The organism is Hyphomicrobium sp. DMF-1, assembly GCF_027886585.1.
Lineage (GTDB): Bacteria > Pseudomonadota > Alphaproteobacteria > Rhizobiales > Hyphomicrobiaceae > Hyphomicrobium_C > Hyphomicrobium_C zavarzinii.
This window is the reverse complement of the sequence record NZ_CP115706.1, coordinates 2,587,724-2,602,405: the sequence shown is the minus strand read 5'-3', so window position 1 is coordinate 2,602,405 and position 14,682 is coordinate 2,587,724. Positions and strand designations below refer to the sequence as shown.

Sequence of the window (14,682 nt, the reverse complement as noted above, 5' to 3'; positions counted from 1 at the left end):
TATCATGGATGGCTCGCCGAACAAGCAAGGACCGATTCGTGGTTTCCACTCCCTCCCCAGCCTCAAGCCAGGGCAACAACGTCGCCGAATTCACCGTTTCCGAGCTCTCGAACGCGGTGAAACGGGCGCTCGAGGACGGATTTGGCCACGTGCGCCTGCGCGGCGAGATCTCAGGCTACCGCGGCCCGCATGCCTCCGGCCATTGCTACTTCTCGTTGAAGGACGACAAGGCCAAGATCGACGCCGTCGTCTGGCGCGGCAACTGGAGCAAGCTGCGCTTCAAGCCTGAGGAGGGCATGGAGGTCATCGCCACCGGCAAGATCTCCTCCTTCCCCGGCTCATCCAAATATCAGATCGTCATCGAGAGCCTGGAGCCCGCTGGCCTCGGCGCGCTGATGGCGCAACTCGAGGAGAGGAAGCGCCGCTTCGCCGCCGAGGGCCTTTTCGCCGAGGAGCGCAAGCGGCCCCTTCCCTTCCTGCCCAAGGTCGTCGGCATCGTGACGAGCCCCACCGGCGCCGTCATCCGCGACATGCTGCACGGTTTCCGCGAGCGCTTCCCGACGCGCGTCGTCGTCTGGCCGGTGCGCGTGCAGGGCGAAGGGAGCGCGGCCGAGGTCGCAGCCGCCATCCGTGGCTTCAACGCGCTTTCACCGGAAGGCGCAATTCCCCGTCCCGACGTGCTGATTGTCGCGCGTGGCGGCGGCAGCCTGGAAGACCTCTGGGGCTTCAACGATGAAGCCGTCGTGCGCGCCGTCGCCGCGAGCACCATCCCCGTCATCTCTGCGGTCGGCCACGAGACCGACTGGACGCTGATCGACCTCGTCGCCGATGCCCGCGCACCCACCCCCACCAAGGCGGCGGAATGGGCCGTGCCCAAGCACTCGGATCTCCTGCAGGAGACCGGCAAGCTCACGCTTCGCCTCTCCGTCGCCATCCGCCGTCTTCTGGAGACGTTGCGCCGCGACCTCAAATCCGCAGAGCGTGGACTGCCGCGTGCGGAGGACCTCGCAGCCCTTCCCCGCCAGCGGCTCGACAATGTCGCCATGCGGCTCGACGCAGCGCTCAGAACCCGCGTTCAGCGCAGCCACACGCGCTTCGCTCAGGTGGCCGGACGTCTGCCGAGCCCGCGCACCCTCGTCATCCATCACCGCCAGCGCATGGATACGACGGGGCTGCGCCTCTCGCGCGCCCTCTCCGCCAACACGCAAGCCCATCACACACGCCATGTGCGCATCACGTCGCGGCTCGATCCCCGTCTCCTCGAAATTCGCTTCCAGCGCTCAGCCGACAGGCTCGACGGTCTCGCACGCCGCGCGCGCGACGGCCTTGCGCGCACAGCCGCCGTGCGCCGGGCTCGGCTAGAGCGCTCCTCCGGGCGGCTTCAGCCGGCTCCCATCCGCCATCGCGTGGAACGGTGCGGCGAGCGCCTCGAAACCCTCGCCCGCCGCCTCGATCGCGCCTTCACGGGCAGCCTCGCGCAGCGCCGTCACACCCTCGAAGGCCAGGCCAAGCTCCTGGGTTCGCTCGGCTATCACAGCGTCCTGGCGCGCGGTTTCGCCCTCGTCCGCGACGCCGATGGCGCCATGGTCCGCTCGGCCGCGGCCGTAACCGTCGGGCAAAGCCTGGAAATCGAGTTCGGCGACGGACGCGTCCAGACCGACGTCAAGGGCGTGAGCCCCGGAACGCCCCCCGCGACACCCTCGCCGCGCGCAGAGCCGGGCCGCAAAGCGCCCGAAAAGCCTGCAACGACAGCCCAGAAGCGGGGCCCGGGGGAGCAAGGCTCGCTCTTCTGATAACAAAATTCGAAGTCCGTCCCTTGACGCCGCCCCCCCAATTGGCGATTTGAACGGTGCGACAGGCTCACGAGCACGCATTTCGAGCGTTCCGGCCGGCACGTATTTGCAGGACAGAGGTAACATGAACCGCTTCGACAAGCTGTTTGGCATTCGGGGCGAAGCCCAGGTGCGCTACCTCGACGGCGAGTTCCAGGTGGTCTCGCCGGGCGATTTCGTGCGCTGCGCCGTGACGGGGCAGAAGATCGATCTGGCGGATCTGCGCTACTGGAGCGTGGAGTTGCAGGAGCCCTATGCCTCCTCCGAGATTTCGCTCCAGCGCTATCTCGAATCCGTCCGCAATCGCAAGGCAGCCGGCTGACCGCCCTCCGCCTCAGCCGCGCGCAGCCCCTTTCAGAACTCCGTCCACCAGAGAGCGCAGCCGCACAAGATCGCGGTCGTCGAACTGTACCTCGATAGGCAGCGTGCGCGAGAGCGACGCAAGCTCTCCAGGCGCACCCGAGCCCCCCGCGAGACGTGCCAGATCCTTCTCGGTCGTGACCAGATCCGCGCCCAGCGCCTTTGCTTCGGCGATCAGCCCCGCGGCTTCGCCCTCCGTGAACGCGTGATGATCGGGAAACGCGCGGCGCACTAGTCTGTCCGGCCCGAAGCTTTCCAGCAGACGGAAGAAGCGCTCCGGGTTCGCGATGCCGGCATATGCAAGCAGCGACTTTCCCGCGATCCAGCCGCAGTCCCCCGTCGGCGCCACCGCCCCTCTCAGCACCGGGCCGGGAAACCGCTTCTTCAACTCCTCGAAAATCGGCGACGGCCCCTCCGGTGGATCGGCACCCATCACCACGATGCAGTCAACGAGACCGAGCTGGAAATCGAGGCGTGCCCGCAACGGACCCGAGGGAATGACACGGCCGTTACCGAATCCGCGGCCCGCATCCACGACCGCGATGGAGAGGTCTTTCGCGAGGCTCGGATTCTGCAATCCGTCGTCCATGATGACGATCTCGACACCCTCGCTCGCCGCGATCGCCGCTAGGCCCGCCTTGCGATCGCGCGAGATCATCACCCGCGCCGTCCGCGCAATGAGCAGCGGCTCATCGCCGACCTCACCTGCGCTGTGACGCTCGGGCGCGACCCAGACGGGACCGGCAAGCGAGCCGCCGTAACCCCGCGTAAGACAGACCGGCGTGACGCCATCGCCTGCGAGCATCGAAACCAGAAAGCGTGTGAGCGGCGTCTTGCCCGTGCCGCCTGCCGTGAAGTTGCCGACACAGATCACCGGCAGGCCGCACCGGAAGGGCTGCACGGCCTTGAAGCGGCGCTCGACCACACGGCCGTAGAGATCGCTTATTGGACTGAGCAGGCGTTCGGCGAGGTGCGAGCCACCGGCTGCCCCATACCACCACGAGGGCTCCTCAAGAGGCACGGCGCACGCGCGAGCCTTCGGGCAGCATCTCGATCAGCGCCTCGACCGTCCGGTCGAGCGCGCCGGCGAGCGAAGCCAGCGCCGTCTTGGCGCCGCCTCTCATGCGCTCGAGCTCACCCTCCTGCGTGAGGATCTGCTCGACCGCCGCCGCAAGCTCCTCGGCCGAGCTCACTTCGCGCGCACCCTTGCGGCGCAGAAGCGCAGTGTAGAAATCGCGGAAGTTCGTCCAGTGCGGCCCGGTAAGCACCACGGCGCCATGGCCGACGGCCTCCACCGGGTTCTGCCCGCCATGCCGGATCAGTGATCCGCCGACGAACGCAATGTCGGTAAGCGAATAGAGCGTGCCGAGCTCGCCGATGGTGTCGGCGACGTAGATGTCGGTATCCGCATCCGGCAGCTTGCCCTCAGAGCGCAGCGCTACGCGGAACCCCTTGCCCCGGAGCATCTCGGCGATCGCCTTGCCGCGCGCCGGATGACGCGGGGCGATGATCGTGCAGAAGCGCGGAAGCTTGCGCGCGATGAGAGCGTGTGCACGGCCCACGATCTCCTCCTCGGGATCGTGCGTGCTGGCAGCGACCAGGATAGGCCGTCCGTCGAGCGCCTGGCGCAGCCGCTCGAGCTCCATCACGTCCACGACGGGAGGCGGCGCGTCGATCTTCAAATTGCCGATACCCTGCACGCGCCGCGCGCCCAATCCCTTGAAGGCGCGCGCGAGCTGATCGTTCTGCGCGAGCACCAGATCGAAACGCGAGAACAGCGGCAGCGAGATGCCCTTGAGCCGTTTCCAGCGCTTGGAGCTGCGCGCCGACATGCGCGCATTGACGAGCGCGATCGGAATGGAGCGTGCCGAGGATTCCATCACGAGGTTGGGCCAGATCTCGCTCTCCGCGAACACCGCGAGATCCGGCTTCCAGTGCGAGAGGAACGCGCGCACGTACTCCGGCACGTCGAGCACGATGAACTGGTGGAACGCGCGCGGCCCAAGCCGCCGTTTGGCAAGCGCCGCCGACGTCACCGTGCCGGTCGTGAGCAGAACGGACAGATCCTCCCGCTCCGCGAGCAGCCGCTCGATCACTGGCAGCACCGCATTGGTCTCGCCCACGCTCGCCGCGTGCACCCACACGAGCGGACCGTCCGGACGCGGCAGGCTCGCCTTGCCGTAGCGCTCCCCGCGTCGCTCGGGATCTTCCTTGCCTTGCCGGCCGCGAACTGCGAGCAGCAGCGGCGCGACGAGCCCGAACAGGCGGGTTCCGCCCCGGTAGAGCTTGAGCGTCAGCCCCTCGGCCGCCGGAGCAGTCAACGCCTCGGGCGGAGCAGGCGGCGTCACGCGCGCCAGATTTCCGCCCACGATCTCATAGGCACGCGCCGTCACGCGGTTGAGGCCTGCTTCCACCGCGCGCCGGCGTTCTTCGAGCACATCCTCCCCCGCGTCGGGCGGCACCCAGATCGGATCGCCGATGACGTAGGCCAGCTTCGAGAACGGCAGGTTGATGGTCATTCGGCTCCACGTCGGCAGCACGAGAAAGCGCGACGTGGCGACCGCGAACGGAACGATGGGACGGCCCGAATAGCGGGCCAGCATGGTAATGCCGGTGCCGGCCTTGCGCGCAGGCCCCGGCGGAATGTCGGCCGTCATGGAAAAGGTGCTGCCGCCCTTGAGCAGCCGCGTCGCGATCCGGAGCGCCGTCGCACCTCCGCGATCCCGCTTGCGCTCGCCCGCGCCTGCTCCCTGCACGACCTCGATGTCGAACTCGCCGAGCATGGTGCGCACCACCGCCGCATCGGAATGGCGGGCCGCGATTGCCGACACCGGAAAGGCGCCCTGGTGCAGCGTCGGCATCAACACGAACTGGCCGTGCCACATTGCCAGGATGAACGGGTGTATTTCACCCGCGCGCGCAACTGCGTCGGACGGCTCGTAGACGACGGTGGACGTATTTCGGACGAAGCGCGTGTAGCGCGCCGCAAGCAGACCGGCGAATCTGCCAATTCTCGACTCTGGCTTTGGCGATTGTGCCATCGATCGGCCTCTCTCGCCTCTCCCTGCTCGAGCCGCAATAATCCTGACGCCGTTTTCCGGACATTTCCCTATAGAGCGCTTCCGGAAAAGTGTGAAGCGGTTTCCCACATAAGAAGCACGCCAGAACAAGGACGTAGCCGATGTGGATGTTGTGGCGACGCCTGTGGACGCTGAATCATCGACAGATCCGGCAGGATAATGCTAGGGAGCCCATAGACTGGACCGCTTTGAGAGGCCGCCGTGGAACGCTCCTCTCCAGACGCGGCAATTTACGCGGGAAATCAAAGAGCACATGGCATCCCTCACAAAACGGGCACGGCGCGTTCTACGCCGCTCGGGTTGGGCGGGGCTGAGACTTGTGACGTCGGCGCTGCCGGTGTCTTGGCGCCGGCGTGCGGAGCCGTATGCCCGCTATCTCGACATGCTGCTGCTTGACCATCTTATCATCCGCCTGTTTTTCCCCAACCGGCACCGCCTGTCCGATCAAGCTTGGCGTGCCGCCCAGCCCCTGCCCCACCAGATCCGAGACGTCGCGCGGCGCGGCGTGCGCACGGTGGTGAACCTGCGGGGTCAGCTCGATACCTCCACCTACGCCTACGAGCAGGCGGCATGCCGGGAGGCTGGAATCAATCTGGTCGACTACCGGGTCCGCTCGCGCGCGGCTCCGACGCGTGACGAGGTGCTCGGCGCCCGCGAGCTGTTCAAGACCGTCGAATATCCCATTCTCATGCACTGCAAATCGGGTGCGGACCGCGTCGGCCTGATGAGCGCGCTCTACTTGCATACGCGCCACCAGATCCCGATCGCAGATGCGCGCAACCAGCTATCCCTGAGATACGGCCACATCCGCCAGGCCGACACCGGCATCCTCGATCACTTCCTCGAAGCCTATCTCGCCTATGCGGAGAAAACACCCATCTCGTTCTACGAATGGGTGGAGACGGTCTACGATCCGAAGGACGTAGAGGCCCGCCTTCACTCCCAGAGCTGGGCTAACCGCGTCGTCGACAAGATTTTCCGCCGCGAATAACGGCCCGCAGGCCGTGCCCTGCAGCCGGGCGAGCTGTCGCGCTTCAGTTCAAAGGCAATCCCGGCGGCGGGCTGTCCGCATCGGAATCCGACAGCAGTTGCGCGCGCACGAGGCGGGCATAGGCCCCTCCCCGGGCGATCAACTCGCTATGCGAGCCGGATTCGACGATGGTCCCGCCGTCCATCACACAGATGAGATCCGCGTTCTGCACCGTCGAGAGGCGGTGCGCGATCACGATCGACGTGCGCCCGCGCGTGAAATCGGCCAGCGCCTGCTGGACGAGCCGTTCCGACTGGGTATCGAGCGCGCTCGTGGCCTCGTCGAGCAGGAGGAGGGGCGCGTCCTTGAGAATGGCCGCCGCCAGCGCGAGGCGTTGGCGCTGCCCGCCCGAAAGCCGCACGCCGCGATCGCCGATCAGCGTCTCGTAGCCCTGCGGCTGGCTGAGGATGAACTCGTGCGCCGCCGCCGCCTTGGCCGCCGCCACGATCTCCTCGTCGCTCGCGCCGAGCCTGCCGAGCGCGATGTTCGCGCGGATCGTATCGTCGAACAGCGTGACATCCTGGCTGACGAGGGCGATCGAGGAGCGCAGCGACGCCAGCGTCACCTCCCGGATGTCCTGCCCGTCGATGCGGATGCTACCGCCCGTCACGTCGAAGAGCCGGGGCACGAGATTGACGATCGTGGATTTTCCGGCTCCCGACCGGCCCACCAGCGCGACCGTCTGCCCGCCCTTGGCGTCGAGATTGAAATCGATGATCGCCGGAATCGACTCGTCGCCGTAGTGGAACGACACGTGATCGAAGCTGACCGCGCCCTCTGTGATGTGCAGCGGCTTCGCCCCCGGCAGATCCTTGTTCTTCGGCTTCTCGTCCAGGATCTCGTAGATGCTCTCCACGGCCGCGAGGCCCTCCTGGAGACGCGCCATCAAACCGCCAACCGCCTTGAGAGGCTGTGCCGCCATCAGAAGAGCGGCGGTCAATCCCATGAAATCGCCGACCGTCGAGGCTCCGCTCGAAATGCGCCAGTAGGCGACCCAGATGACGCCAGCCACGGCCGCGCCGCCGAGCGCTTCCAGCAACGCTTCCAGCCGCGCCTTCACAGCGACGCCTTTGAGCCTCAACCGGAAGACCTCCTCGAAGCTCCGGTTCACGCGGGAGGCCGCGTAGTCCTCGAGACGATAGGTCTTGATGAGCCGCGTCGCGCCAAGCTTTTCGACCAGCAGCGAGGTCATGCCGCCGAGCTCGGCCTGCGTGCGCGTCGAATTGTGGCGCACCCGACGCGCGATGCTCGCGATTGGCACGGCCGCGAACGGATAGACGCCGAGAACGACCAGCGAAATGAGCCAGTCCAGATAGAACATCGATCCCACGAGCGCGACGATCGAGAGCGTGTCCCGCATGATCGAGTTCATCGAGGCGAGGGAAGCCTGCTGGATGAACTGCACGTCGTTCGTAAGTTTGGACATCAGCCGCCCGGGCGTATCGCGGGTGAGGCGCGCATAGTCCGCGTTGATCAAATGGCGGAACGTGACGCTCTGCATGTCCGCCATCAACCGGAGAACGATCCGCTGCGTAGCAACCGTCTGCAGGTAAAGGAACGTGCTTCGCGCGAGCGTGATGAAGATGATCGCGGCGAGCACCCACGGCAGCCACGAAACGTCACCCGCGAGCAGATTGTCGAACGAGAACTTGATGACCATCGGATAGGCGCCGGTCGCCGCCGCCAGGGCCGCCGTCAGCGCAAGCGCGACGAGCAGCTCGCGCCAGCGCGGCTTCACCCAGTCCGCCAGGAAGCGAGAGAGAAGCTTGCGCGAATGGGCGTCGAGGGCAGCCTTCTTCGGGCGCGCGGTTTGCCCATGCCGTGGTGTGCGTGCGGTCGCCATCGACTGTGAAGGGCTCCTAAAGAAAACGACGGCAGTCCGCCTCTGGGCTACGCACGGCTCGGGCACGCGAAAAACGCCCGATTTTATCTTCGAGCTTAGCGGAAGTCAGCACCGCAGCCGACCGACCTCCGGTGGAGAGCTGGTAATAAGTGTATGATTTGGCGCCCATGTGGCCCTTTTCGGGGCCGCGCGGAACGTCCCGTCAGGCCGGCGCCTGCCCCGCCTTCGCCAGGGGCTCAAGAAGGCGATGCATATGCACGATGAAGTAACGCATCGCAGCATTGTCGACCGACTTCTGGGAGGCCGCCCTCCAGGCAACGAGAGCCTCCGCATAATTCGGAAAAATGCCAACGATATCCAGGCTCTTGAGGTCCCGGAACTCGATCCCTTCGAGGTCCTGCAGCTCACCGCCGAAAACGAGGTGAAGGAGCTGCTTGGGAGCGGTTTCGAGCTGGACGGTCATTCTGGATCCTCTAGATCGACAATTGAGTGCAACTTCTTTTCCTGCCCCATCCCCCAAAAGGGTTCAAGGCTGCGGCAGCGCCTGCAGGGCCGCGACCTTTTCGCACCTGTTGAAGTAGCGCGGCGCCCAATTCGCCCCTTTTCCGGCAAAAACCGGCGAATGGATCAAATTTTCATGCGTTGCTAAGCAGTTTCTTTAATCGGATCTCCAATTTGCCGTGCCAATATCTCCCCATGGCCGCACGAGACGGCTGCTCAGAAGTTGACAGGACAAAACGGGGGAACGGCGCGGGAAAAGGGGGAAACCTTACCGCGCCGAAACCTTTTCTGAGATCCGGGCTTATGCCAGCCCGGCTCCTCGGCAGACCGCCGAGGCCGCGCGACTCACAGAAGCGCCCACGGCACCATCAAAACGAGCACCGCGACCACCCATAACGCCACGTTTTCTAGCTTGGGCTCCGTCATTTCCGCCTCCCTTGCAAAGAGGGACTGACGACACACCCGAAGATGCTATAGACCCGCGCCCGAGTTTCAAGGCACAAACCGCAAAGCTTCACAGTGAAGTTGCCCAATATGTCGGCAGACGCTGGCGTGCCGTCAGGCAACGACAAGCCCGTGCGCGGATCGACATTGCCGCCGCGGGTGTCCTTCGCTAGCGTTGACCGCACCACAACCAAACCAAGAACCGACGGCCCCTGATGAGCGAAAACCCCTACTCCATCGGTCTCGACAAGAACCCCGCCAACTATCAGCCGCTGACTCCGATCGGCCTCCTGGAACGGGCCGCCGCCGTCTATCCGGAGCACACCGCCATCATCCACGGCTCGAAGCGGGTGTCCTACTCGGAGTTCTACGCGCGCGCCCGCCGCCTCGCGTCCGCCTTGGTGAGCCGCGGCATCGGCCCCGGCGACACGGTCACCGTGATGCTCTCAAATACGCCGGCCATGCTCGAAGCGCACTATGCCGTGCCGATGACGGGCGCCGTGCTTCATTGCCTCAATACCCGGCTCGACGCGCCGATCATCGCCTTTCAGCTCGATCACGCGAACTCGAAGATCCTGATCTCCGACCGCGAGTTCTCGGGATTGATGAAAGAGTCGCTCGCGCTCGCGAAAGCGAAACCGCTCATCATCGACTACTACGACACCGAATACCCGGACGCGGCAGGCCCCGCGCTCTCCGATCTCGATTACGAGGCCGTCCTCGCCAGCGGCGATCCGGCCTTCACCTGGCGCACCCCGCCGGACGAATGGGACGCCATCAGCCTCAACTACACGTCAGGCACCACAGGCAATCCCAAAGGCGTCGTCTACAGCCACCGCGGCGCGGCGCTGATGTGCTACGCCAACACCATCGCCACCGGCATGGGCAAGCATCCCGTCTATCTGTGGACGCTGCCGATGTTCCATTGCAACGGCTGGTGCTTTCCCTGGTCGCTCTCCGTCGTCGCAGGCACCCACGTCTGCCTGCGCTGGGTGCGAGCCAAAGCGATGTACGACGCCATCGTCGACCACAAAGTCACGCATCTCTCCGGCGCGCCGATCGTCATGGCGACGCTGCTCAACGCCAAGGACGAAGAGCGCCGCGAGATCACCCATCGCGTGGCGTTCAACCACGCCGCAGCCCCTCCGCCCGAGAGCGTGATGGCGCGCATGAACGAAGCCGGGTTCGCGCTGACGCATCTCTACGGCCTCACCGAAACCTATGGCCCCGCGACGCTCAACGAATGGCATAGCGCCTGGGACGACCTGCCCAAGCCCGCCAAGGACGCGCGCCGCTCGCGCCAGGGCGTGCGCTATCCTGCCCTCGAAGCCCTCACCGTCATGGATCCGGTGACGATGACGCGCGTTCCCGCCGACGGCGAAACCATCGGCGAGGTCATGTTCCGCGGCAACATCGTGATGAAGGGCTACCTGAAGAACCCGGAAGCCACCGCCGAAGCCTTCGAAGGCGGATGGTTTCATTCCGGCGACCTCGGCGTGCTCCATCCGGACGGCTACATCCAGCTCAAGGACCGCTCCAAGGACATCATCATCTCGGGAGGCGAGAACATCTCGTCGATCGAGGTCGAAGACGTTCTCTACAAGCACCCCGCCGTCGCGGTCTGCGCGGTGGTCGCGAAGCCCGACGAGAAATGGGGCGAAACACCCTGCGCCTTCGTGGAATTGAAGCCCGGAACGAGCGCCACCGAGGAGGAATTGATCGCGTGGTGCCGCGAGCGCCTCGCGCACTTCAAGGCGCCCCGGCGTATCGTCTTCATCGACGTGCCGAAGACATCGACCGGCAAGGTGCAGAAGTTCAGGCTGCGCGAGCTCGCGAAGGACGCCTGACGGCAGCCCGCGCTTGCTCCGAGCCCGTTTCGCTCCAAGCCACAAAGCCACCGCCAAGCTCTTTCGCGAGCACATCGCGAGAGCCTGTTTCGCACATAAGCGCGACCCGGCAGACGACACACGAGACCTTTGGCCGTGACGCCGCTTGTGAGGCGCAGCAATGTGGGAAATTATGAAACGAGGCGATGCCGGGAGATGCGATAGCAGCTGGGAGCCAGCTCCACCGCAGCTCCGCGGAGGATCACCGAGCGCGCCTTAGTGGCGTGTCTCGGCCCCAAGCCTTACGATCTCGTCTTTGAGTTTTAGTTTCTCCTGCTTAAGCCGGCGGATCGTTACGTCGTCCGAAGCAGGTCTTGCCGTCTCCTCTTCAATCCGACGCTCGAGTTGCCGGTGCTTCTCTGAGAGTTCCTGAAGATGAGCCGAAAGCGCCATCCTGACCTCCTTTTCAGAGTTTGAAGACCGAAGCATTGTTACAGATATGCCACGAATTGTCTATTGGAAGAGCGGTCGTCGCAAATAGGACATTAAACGGCGCGCGCCCGTTAACGCGTCGCTAAGCATCGGTTTATCCATGTGTTTTATCTCAAACGCATACCGACTTGCTTGCAGAACGCAGCAAATGAGACGATAGTCCCGCCGGACCTGCGCCCTGCGTTTTCTTTGAGCACCACGCAGATCCGGCTTTCGAACGAGCATCGACATGCAGCGGCAGAACGACAGGGAGCTTCGAGAAGAGCTTGTTAAGCTCCGCTCCGAGCACCGCTTGCTGGACGACGAGATCCTCGCTCTCGAAACGGGTGGGGCGGCCGATCAGCTGACCATACGGCGCCTGAAGAAGAAGAAGCTCGCCCTCAAGGATCAGATCACCAAGATCGAGGACCAGCTGCTTCCGGACATCATCGCCTGAGCGCTGCGGACGCGCGCCCGGGATTGCGCGAGCCTAAGAACGGGCCTGCCTGGAAACCGATGACGGCCGATCCGCATTCCTGAGCCTGTCGTAGATATATGCGGGGCCAGAGGTGAGGAGAGCTGCGGCGTGAGTGCCATGCGTTCTGCCGGAATAGACCGATGGCTTTACCCAACTGACCGCGGTCTCTATTGCGAGCCCGCCGACGCCTACATCGATCCCGCGAGCCCCGTGCCCCGCGCACTCATCACGCACGGGCACAGCGATCACGCCCGTCCCGGACACGGAGCAGTCCTCGCCACCGCCGAAACTATCGAAGTCATGAAGGTGCGCCTCGGCGCCGAGGCGGCCGGACGCTTCGAGGCGACCCCTCTCGGCGCCACGCAATCGCTCGCGGGCGTATCGGTTCGGTTCGTTCCCGCGGGGCACATCCTGGGCTCCGCGCAGATCGTGCTCGAATGGAATGGACAGCGGGCGGTGATCTCGGGCGACTACAAGCGCAGCGCCGATCCAACCTGCCCGCCGTTCGAACCGATTGCCTGTGACGTGTTCGTGACCGAGGCGACGTTCGCGCTGCCGGTCTTTCACCATGAGCCCGCCATCTCAGAAGTCGGCCGCCTGCTCGCCTCTCTCCGCCGCAATCCAGACCGCACGCATCTGGTCGGCGCCTACGGCCTCGGCAAGTGCCAGCGTGTGATCCGCCTCGCACGCGACGCAGGCTACGACGCGCCGATCTATCTTCATGGCGCGCTCATGGGCACGACCGAGCTGTACCAGCGGCTCGGCATTCCGCTCGGCGAAATCCGTGCGGTCGCGGACACACGCCCCGCCGATCTCGCGGGCGCCCTCGTGCTCTGCCCGCCCTCCGCTCTCGCCGATCGCTGGTCGCGCCGCTTTCCAGATCCCGTGACGGCGTTCGCGTCGGGATGGATGCGGATCAAGGGTCGCGTGCGCCAGAGCGGCGTGGAGCTTCCGCTCGTCATCTCCGATCATGCGGACTGGCCGGAGCTGATCGAAACCGTGCTCGAAACCGGGGCCGAGGATGTCTGGGTGACGCACGGCCGCGAGGACGCCCTCGTCTACGAGCTCGGCCGCCGCGGCCTCAACGCCCGCGCGCTCGCGCTCGTGGGCTTCGAGGACGAGGGAGACTAGTCCGGTATGCAGCCCTTCGCGCTTCTCCTCGACACCCTCACCACGACCCCGTCGCGAAAAGGCAAGCTGTCGCTCCTCGTCGATTACTTTCGCGCGAGCCCCGATCCCGATCGGGGCTTCGCCCTCGCCGCGCTGACCGACGGGCTGTTTCCGCGCCTTCCCCTCCGGCGCAGCCTCGCAGTGCTGCTCGAGACGCGCGTCGATCCGGTGCTCTACGCGCTCTCGCGCGACTATGTGGGCGACACGGCCGAAACGGTCGCGCTCATGTGGCCCGAGCCGAAGCTCCGCGGCGAGCCGCCCCGCTTGAGAGAGGTCGTCGCTGCCTTCGCAAAAGCGCAACCGAACGAGGTGCCCGCCATTCTCGGCGACTTCCTGGATCGCCTCGATGTGCGCGGCCGCTGGGCGCTTCTGAAGCTCATCGGCGGCGCACCGCGCGTCGGCGTCTCGGCACGCCTCGCCAAAACGGCACTCGCCGAGATGAGCGACCACGACGTCTCCGACATCGAGGAGATCTGGCACGCCATCGCCCCGCCCTATACGGATCTGTTCCGCTGGCTCGAAGGCGAAGGCCCGCGTCCCGATGCCGGAGGGAAACCGGTCTTCCGCCCCCTCATGCTTGCCCACGCCATAGAAGAGCAGGATTGGACGACGTTCGAGCCCGGCGAGTTTGCCGCCGAATGGAAGTGGGATGGCATCCGCGTCCAAATCGCGGCGCACGGCGGGCACGCGCGCATGTTCTCCCGCACGGGCGACGACATCTCGCGCTCATTTCCGGAGATCGTCTCCGCCTTCGAAGGGCTCGACGTGCTACTCGACGGCGAGCTGCTGGTGGCGAGACGCGGTATCGTCGCGCCGTTCAACGATCTGCAGCAGCGCCTCAACCGCAAGGCCGTCACGGGCCGAATGCTGAAGGATCATCCCGCCCACGTGCGCCTCTACGATCTTCTCATCGACGGGAGCGAGGATCTGCGACCCTTGAGCTTCAGAGAGCGCAGAGTGCGTCTCGAGGATTGGTACGAAAGGAAGCGCCCTCCCCTCTCCGACATCAGCCCGCTCGTGCCCTTCGCCACGCGCGAGGAGCTGGACACATTGTGGGCCGACGCGCGCGACACCGGCATCGAAGGGCTGATGCTCAAGCGCTGGACGAGCCCCTATCTCTCGGGCCGCCCGCGTGGTCACTGGTTCAAATGGAAGCGCGCGGCGCTCACACTCGACTGCGTTCTGATGTATGCCCAGCGCGGGTCCGGCAAGCGCTCGTCCTACTACTCGGACTACACCTTCGGCGTCTGGCGCAGCATCGAGGAGCCGCAATCGGAGACGAGCCCGCGTGGAGACGTGTATCCGGGGCACGAGCTCGTTCCGGTCGGCAAGGCGTACTCGGGCTTCACCGACGCGGAGCTCACCGAGATCGATCGTTTCGTGCGCAACCACACCACCGAGCAGTTCGGCCCTGTTCGCGCCGTGGAGCCGAGGCTCGTGCTCGAGGTCGCCTTCGACGCGATCTTCCGTTCGCCCCGTCACAAATCGGGCCTCGCCATGCGCTTTCCGCGCATTCATCGCATCCGGTGGGACAAGCCTGCCCGTGAAGCCGATACCATCGAAGCCGCCCGCAACCTCATGGAAACACCCCGGACAGATCAAATTTCCGGCGCCAATTGACCGCAGCTCGACACGCCGGAAGATTTA

The 14,682-nt window shown here is 65.4% G+C and carries 12 protein-coding genes; 7 read left to right on the top strand and 5 right to left on the bottom strand.

Going from position 1 to position 14,682, the window contains the following annotated elements:
• Positions 1 to 38: 38 nt before the first annotated feature.
• Both xseA and PE058_RS11800 read left to right on the top strand, forming a co-directional pair.
• A complete protein-coding gene (gene xseA, locus PE058_RS11805; RefSeq protein ID WP_271028472.1) occupies positions 39 to 1,793 on the top strand; it encodes an exodeoxyribonuclease VII large subunit in 1,755 nt (584 codons plus the stop codon).
• A 124-nt stretch (positions 1,794 to 1,917) separates the two neighbouring features.
• Positions 1,918 to 2,154 (top strand): DUF2093 domain-containing protein, encoded by a 237-nt coding sequence (locus PE058_RS11800; protein ID WP_020087755.1) that lies wholly within the window; start codon positions 1,918 to 1,920, stop codon positions 2,152 to 2,154.
• Positions 2,155 to 2,166: 12 nt separating this feature from the next.
• Here PE058_RS11800 and lpxK read toward each other — a convergent pair whose 3' ends face one another.
• Together lpxK and PE058_RS11790 are read right to left on the bottom strand one after the other, a co-directional pair.
• A complete protein-coding gene (gene lpxK / locus PE058_RS11795) occupies positions 2,167 to 3,213 on the bottom strand; it encodes a tetraacyldisaccharide 4'-kinase (RefSeq protein ID WP_271028471.1) in 1,047 nt (348 codons plus the stop codon).
• Positions 3,203 to 5,233: a glycosyltransferase N-terminal domain-containing protein gene (locus tag PE058_RS11790; protein WP_271028470.1), complete on the bottom strand. Its 2,031-nt coding sequence runs from the start codon at positions 5,231 to 5,233 to the stop codon at positions 3,203 to 3,205. Before PE058_RS11790 ends, lpxK begins: the two co-directional genes overlap by 11 nt.
• Before the next feature lie 292 nt (positions 5,234 to 5,525).
• On the opposite strand from PE058_RS11790, the gene PE058_RS11785 reads away from it, so the two are divergent.
• The gene (locus tag PE058_RS11785) at positions 5,526 to 6,263 is read left to right on the top strand and encodes a fused DSP-PTPase phosphatase/NAD kinase-like protein (RefSeq protein ID WP_026868302.1); all 738 of its coding nucleotides are present in this window, start codon (positions 5,526 to 5,528) and stop codon (positions 6,261 to 6,263) included.
• A 43-nt stretch (positions 6,264 to 6,306) separates the two neighbouring features.
• Here the strand turns inward: PE058_RS11785 and PE058_RS11780 are convergent, their stop codons facing one another.
• Both PE058_RS11780 and PE058_RS11775 read right to left on the bottom strand, forming a co-directional pair.
• Complete coding sequence (locus tag PE058_RS11780; protein WP_271028469.1) at positions 6,307 to 8,145, bottom strand: ABC transporter ATP-binding protein; 1,839 nt, start codon at positions 8,143 to 8,145, stop codon at positions 6,307 to 6,309.
• A gap of 202 nt (positions 8,146 to 8,347) precedes the next feature.
• Positions 8,348 to 8,608: a DUF4170 domain-containing protein gene (locus PE058_RS11775; protein ID WP_020087760.1), complete on the bottom strand. Its 261-nt coding sequence runs from the start codon at positions 8,606 to 8,608 to the stop codon at positions 8,348 to 8,350.
• Between the two features lie 697 nt (positions 8,609 to 9,305).
• On the opposite strand from PE058_RS11775, the gene PE058_RS11770 reads away from it, so the two are divergent.
• Positions 9,306 to 10,937 (top strand): acyl-CoA synthetase, encoded by a 1,632-nt coding sequence (locus PE058_RS11770; protein ID WP_271028468.1) that lies wholly within the window; start codon positions 9,306 to 9,308, stop codon positions 10,935 to 10,937.
• A gap of 255 nt (positions 10,938 to 11,192) precedes the next feature.
• Here PE058_RS11770 and PE058_RS11765 read toward each other — a convergent pair whose 3' ends face one another.
• Positions 11,193 to 11,369, bottom strand: coding sequence for a YdcH family protein (locus PE058_RS11765; RefSeq protein ID WP_020087762.1), 177 nt, complete (start codon positions 11,367 to 11,369; stop codon positions 11,193 to 11,195).
• 268 nt (positions 11,370 to 11,637) lie between these two features.
• Here PE058_RS11765 and PE058_RS11760 point away from each other — a divergent pair, with 268 nt between their 5' ends.
• The 3 genes from PE058_RS11760 to PE058_RS11750 all read left to right on the top strand — a co-directional run bounded on the left by PE058_RS11760 (position 11,638) and on the right by PE058_RS11750 (position 14,655).
• The gene (locus PE058_RS11760; RefSeq protein ID WP_020087763.1) at positions 11,638 to 11,844 is read left to right on the top strand and encodes a YdcH family protein; all 207 of its coding nucleotides are present in this window, start codon (positions 11,638 to 11,640) and stop codon (positions 11,842 to 11,844) included.
• A gap of 138 nt (positions 11,845 to 11,982) precedes the next feature.
• Positions 11,983 to 12,996, top strand: coding sequence for a ligase-associated DNA damage response exonuclease (locus tag PE058_RS11755; protein WP_271030613.1), 1,014 nt, complete (start codon positions 11,983 to 11,985; stop codon positions 12,994 to 12,996).
• Positions 12,997 to 13,002: 6 nt separating this feature from the next.
• Entirely contained in the window at positions 13,003 to 14,655 is a 1,653-nt protein-coding gene (locus PE058_RS11750) for a cisplatin damage response ATP-dependent DNA ligase (RefSeq protein WP_271028467.1), read from the top strand.
• Positions 14,656 to 14,682: the final 27 nt, after the last annotated feature.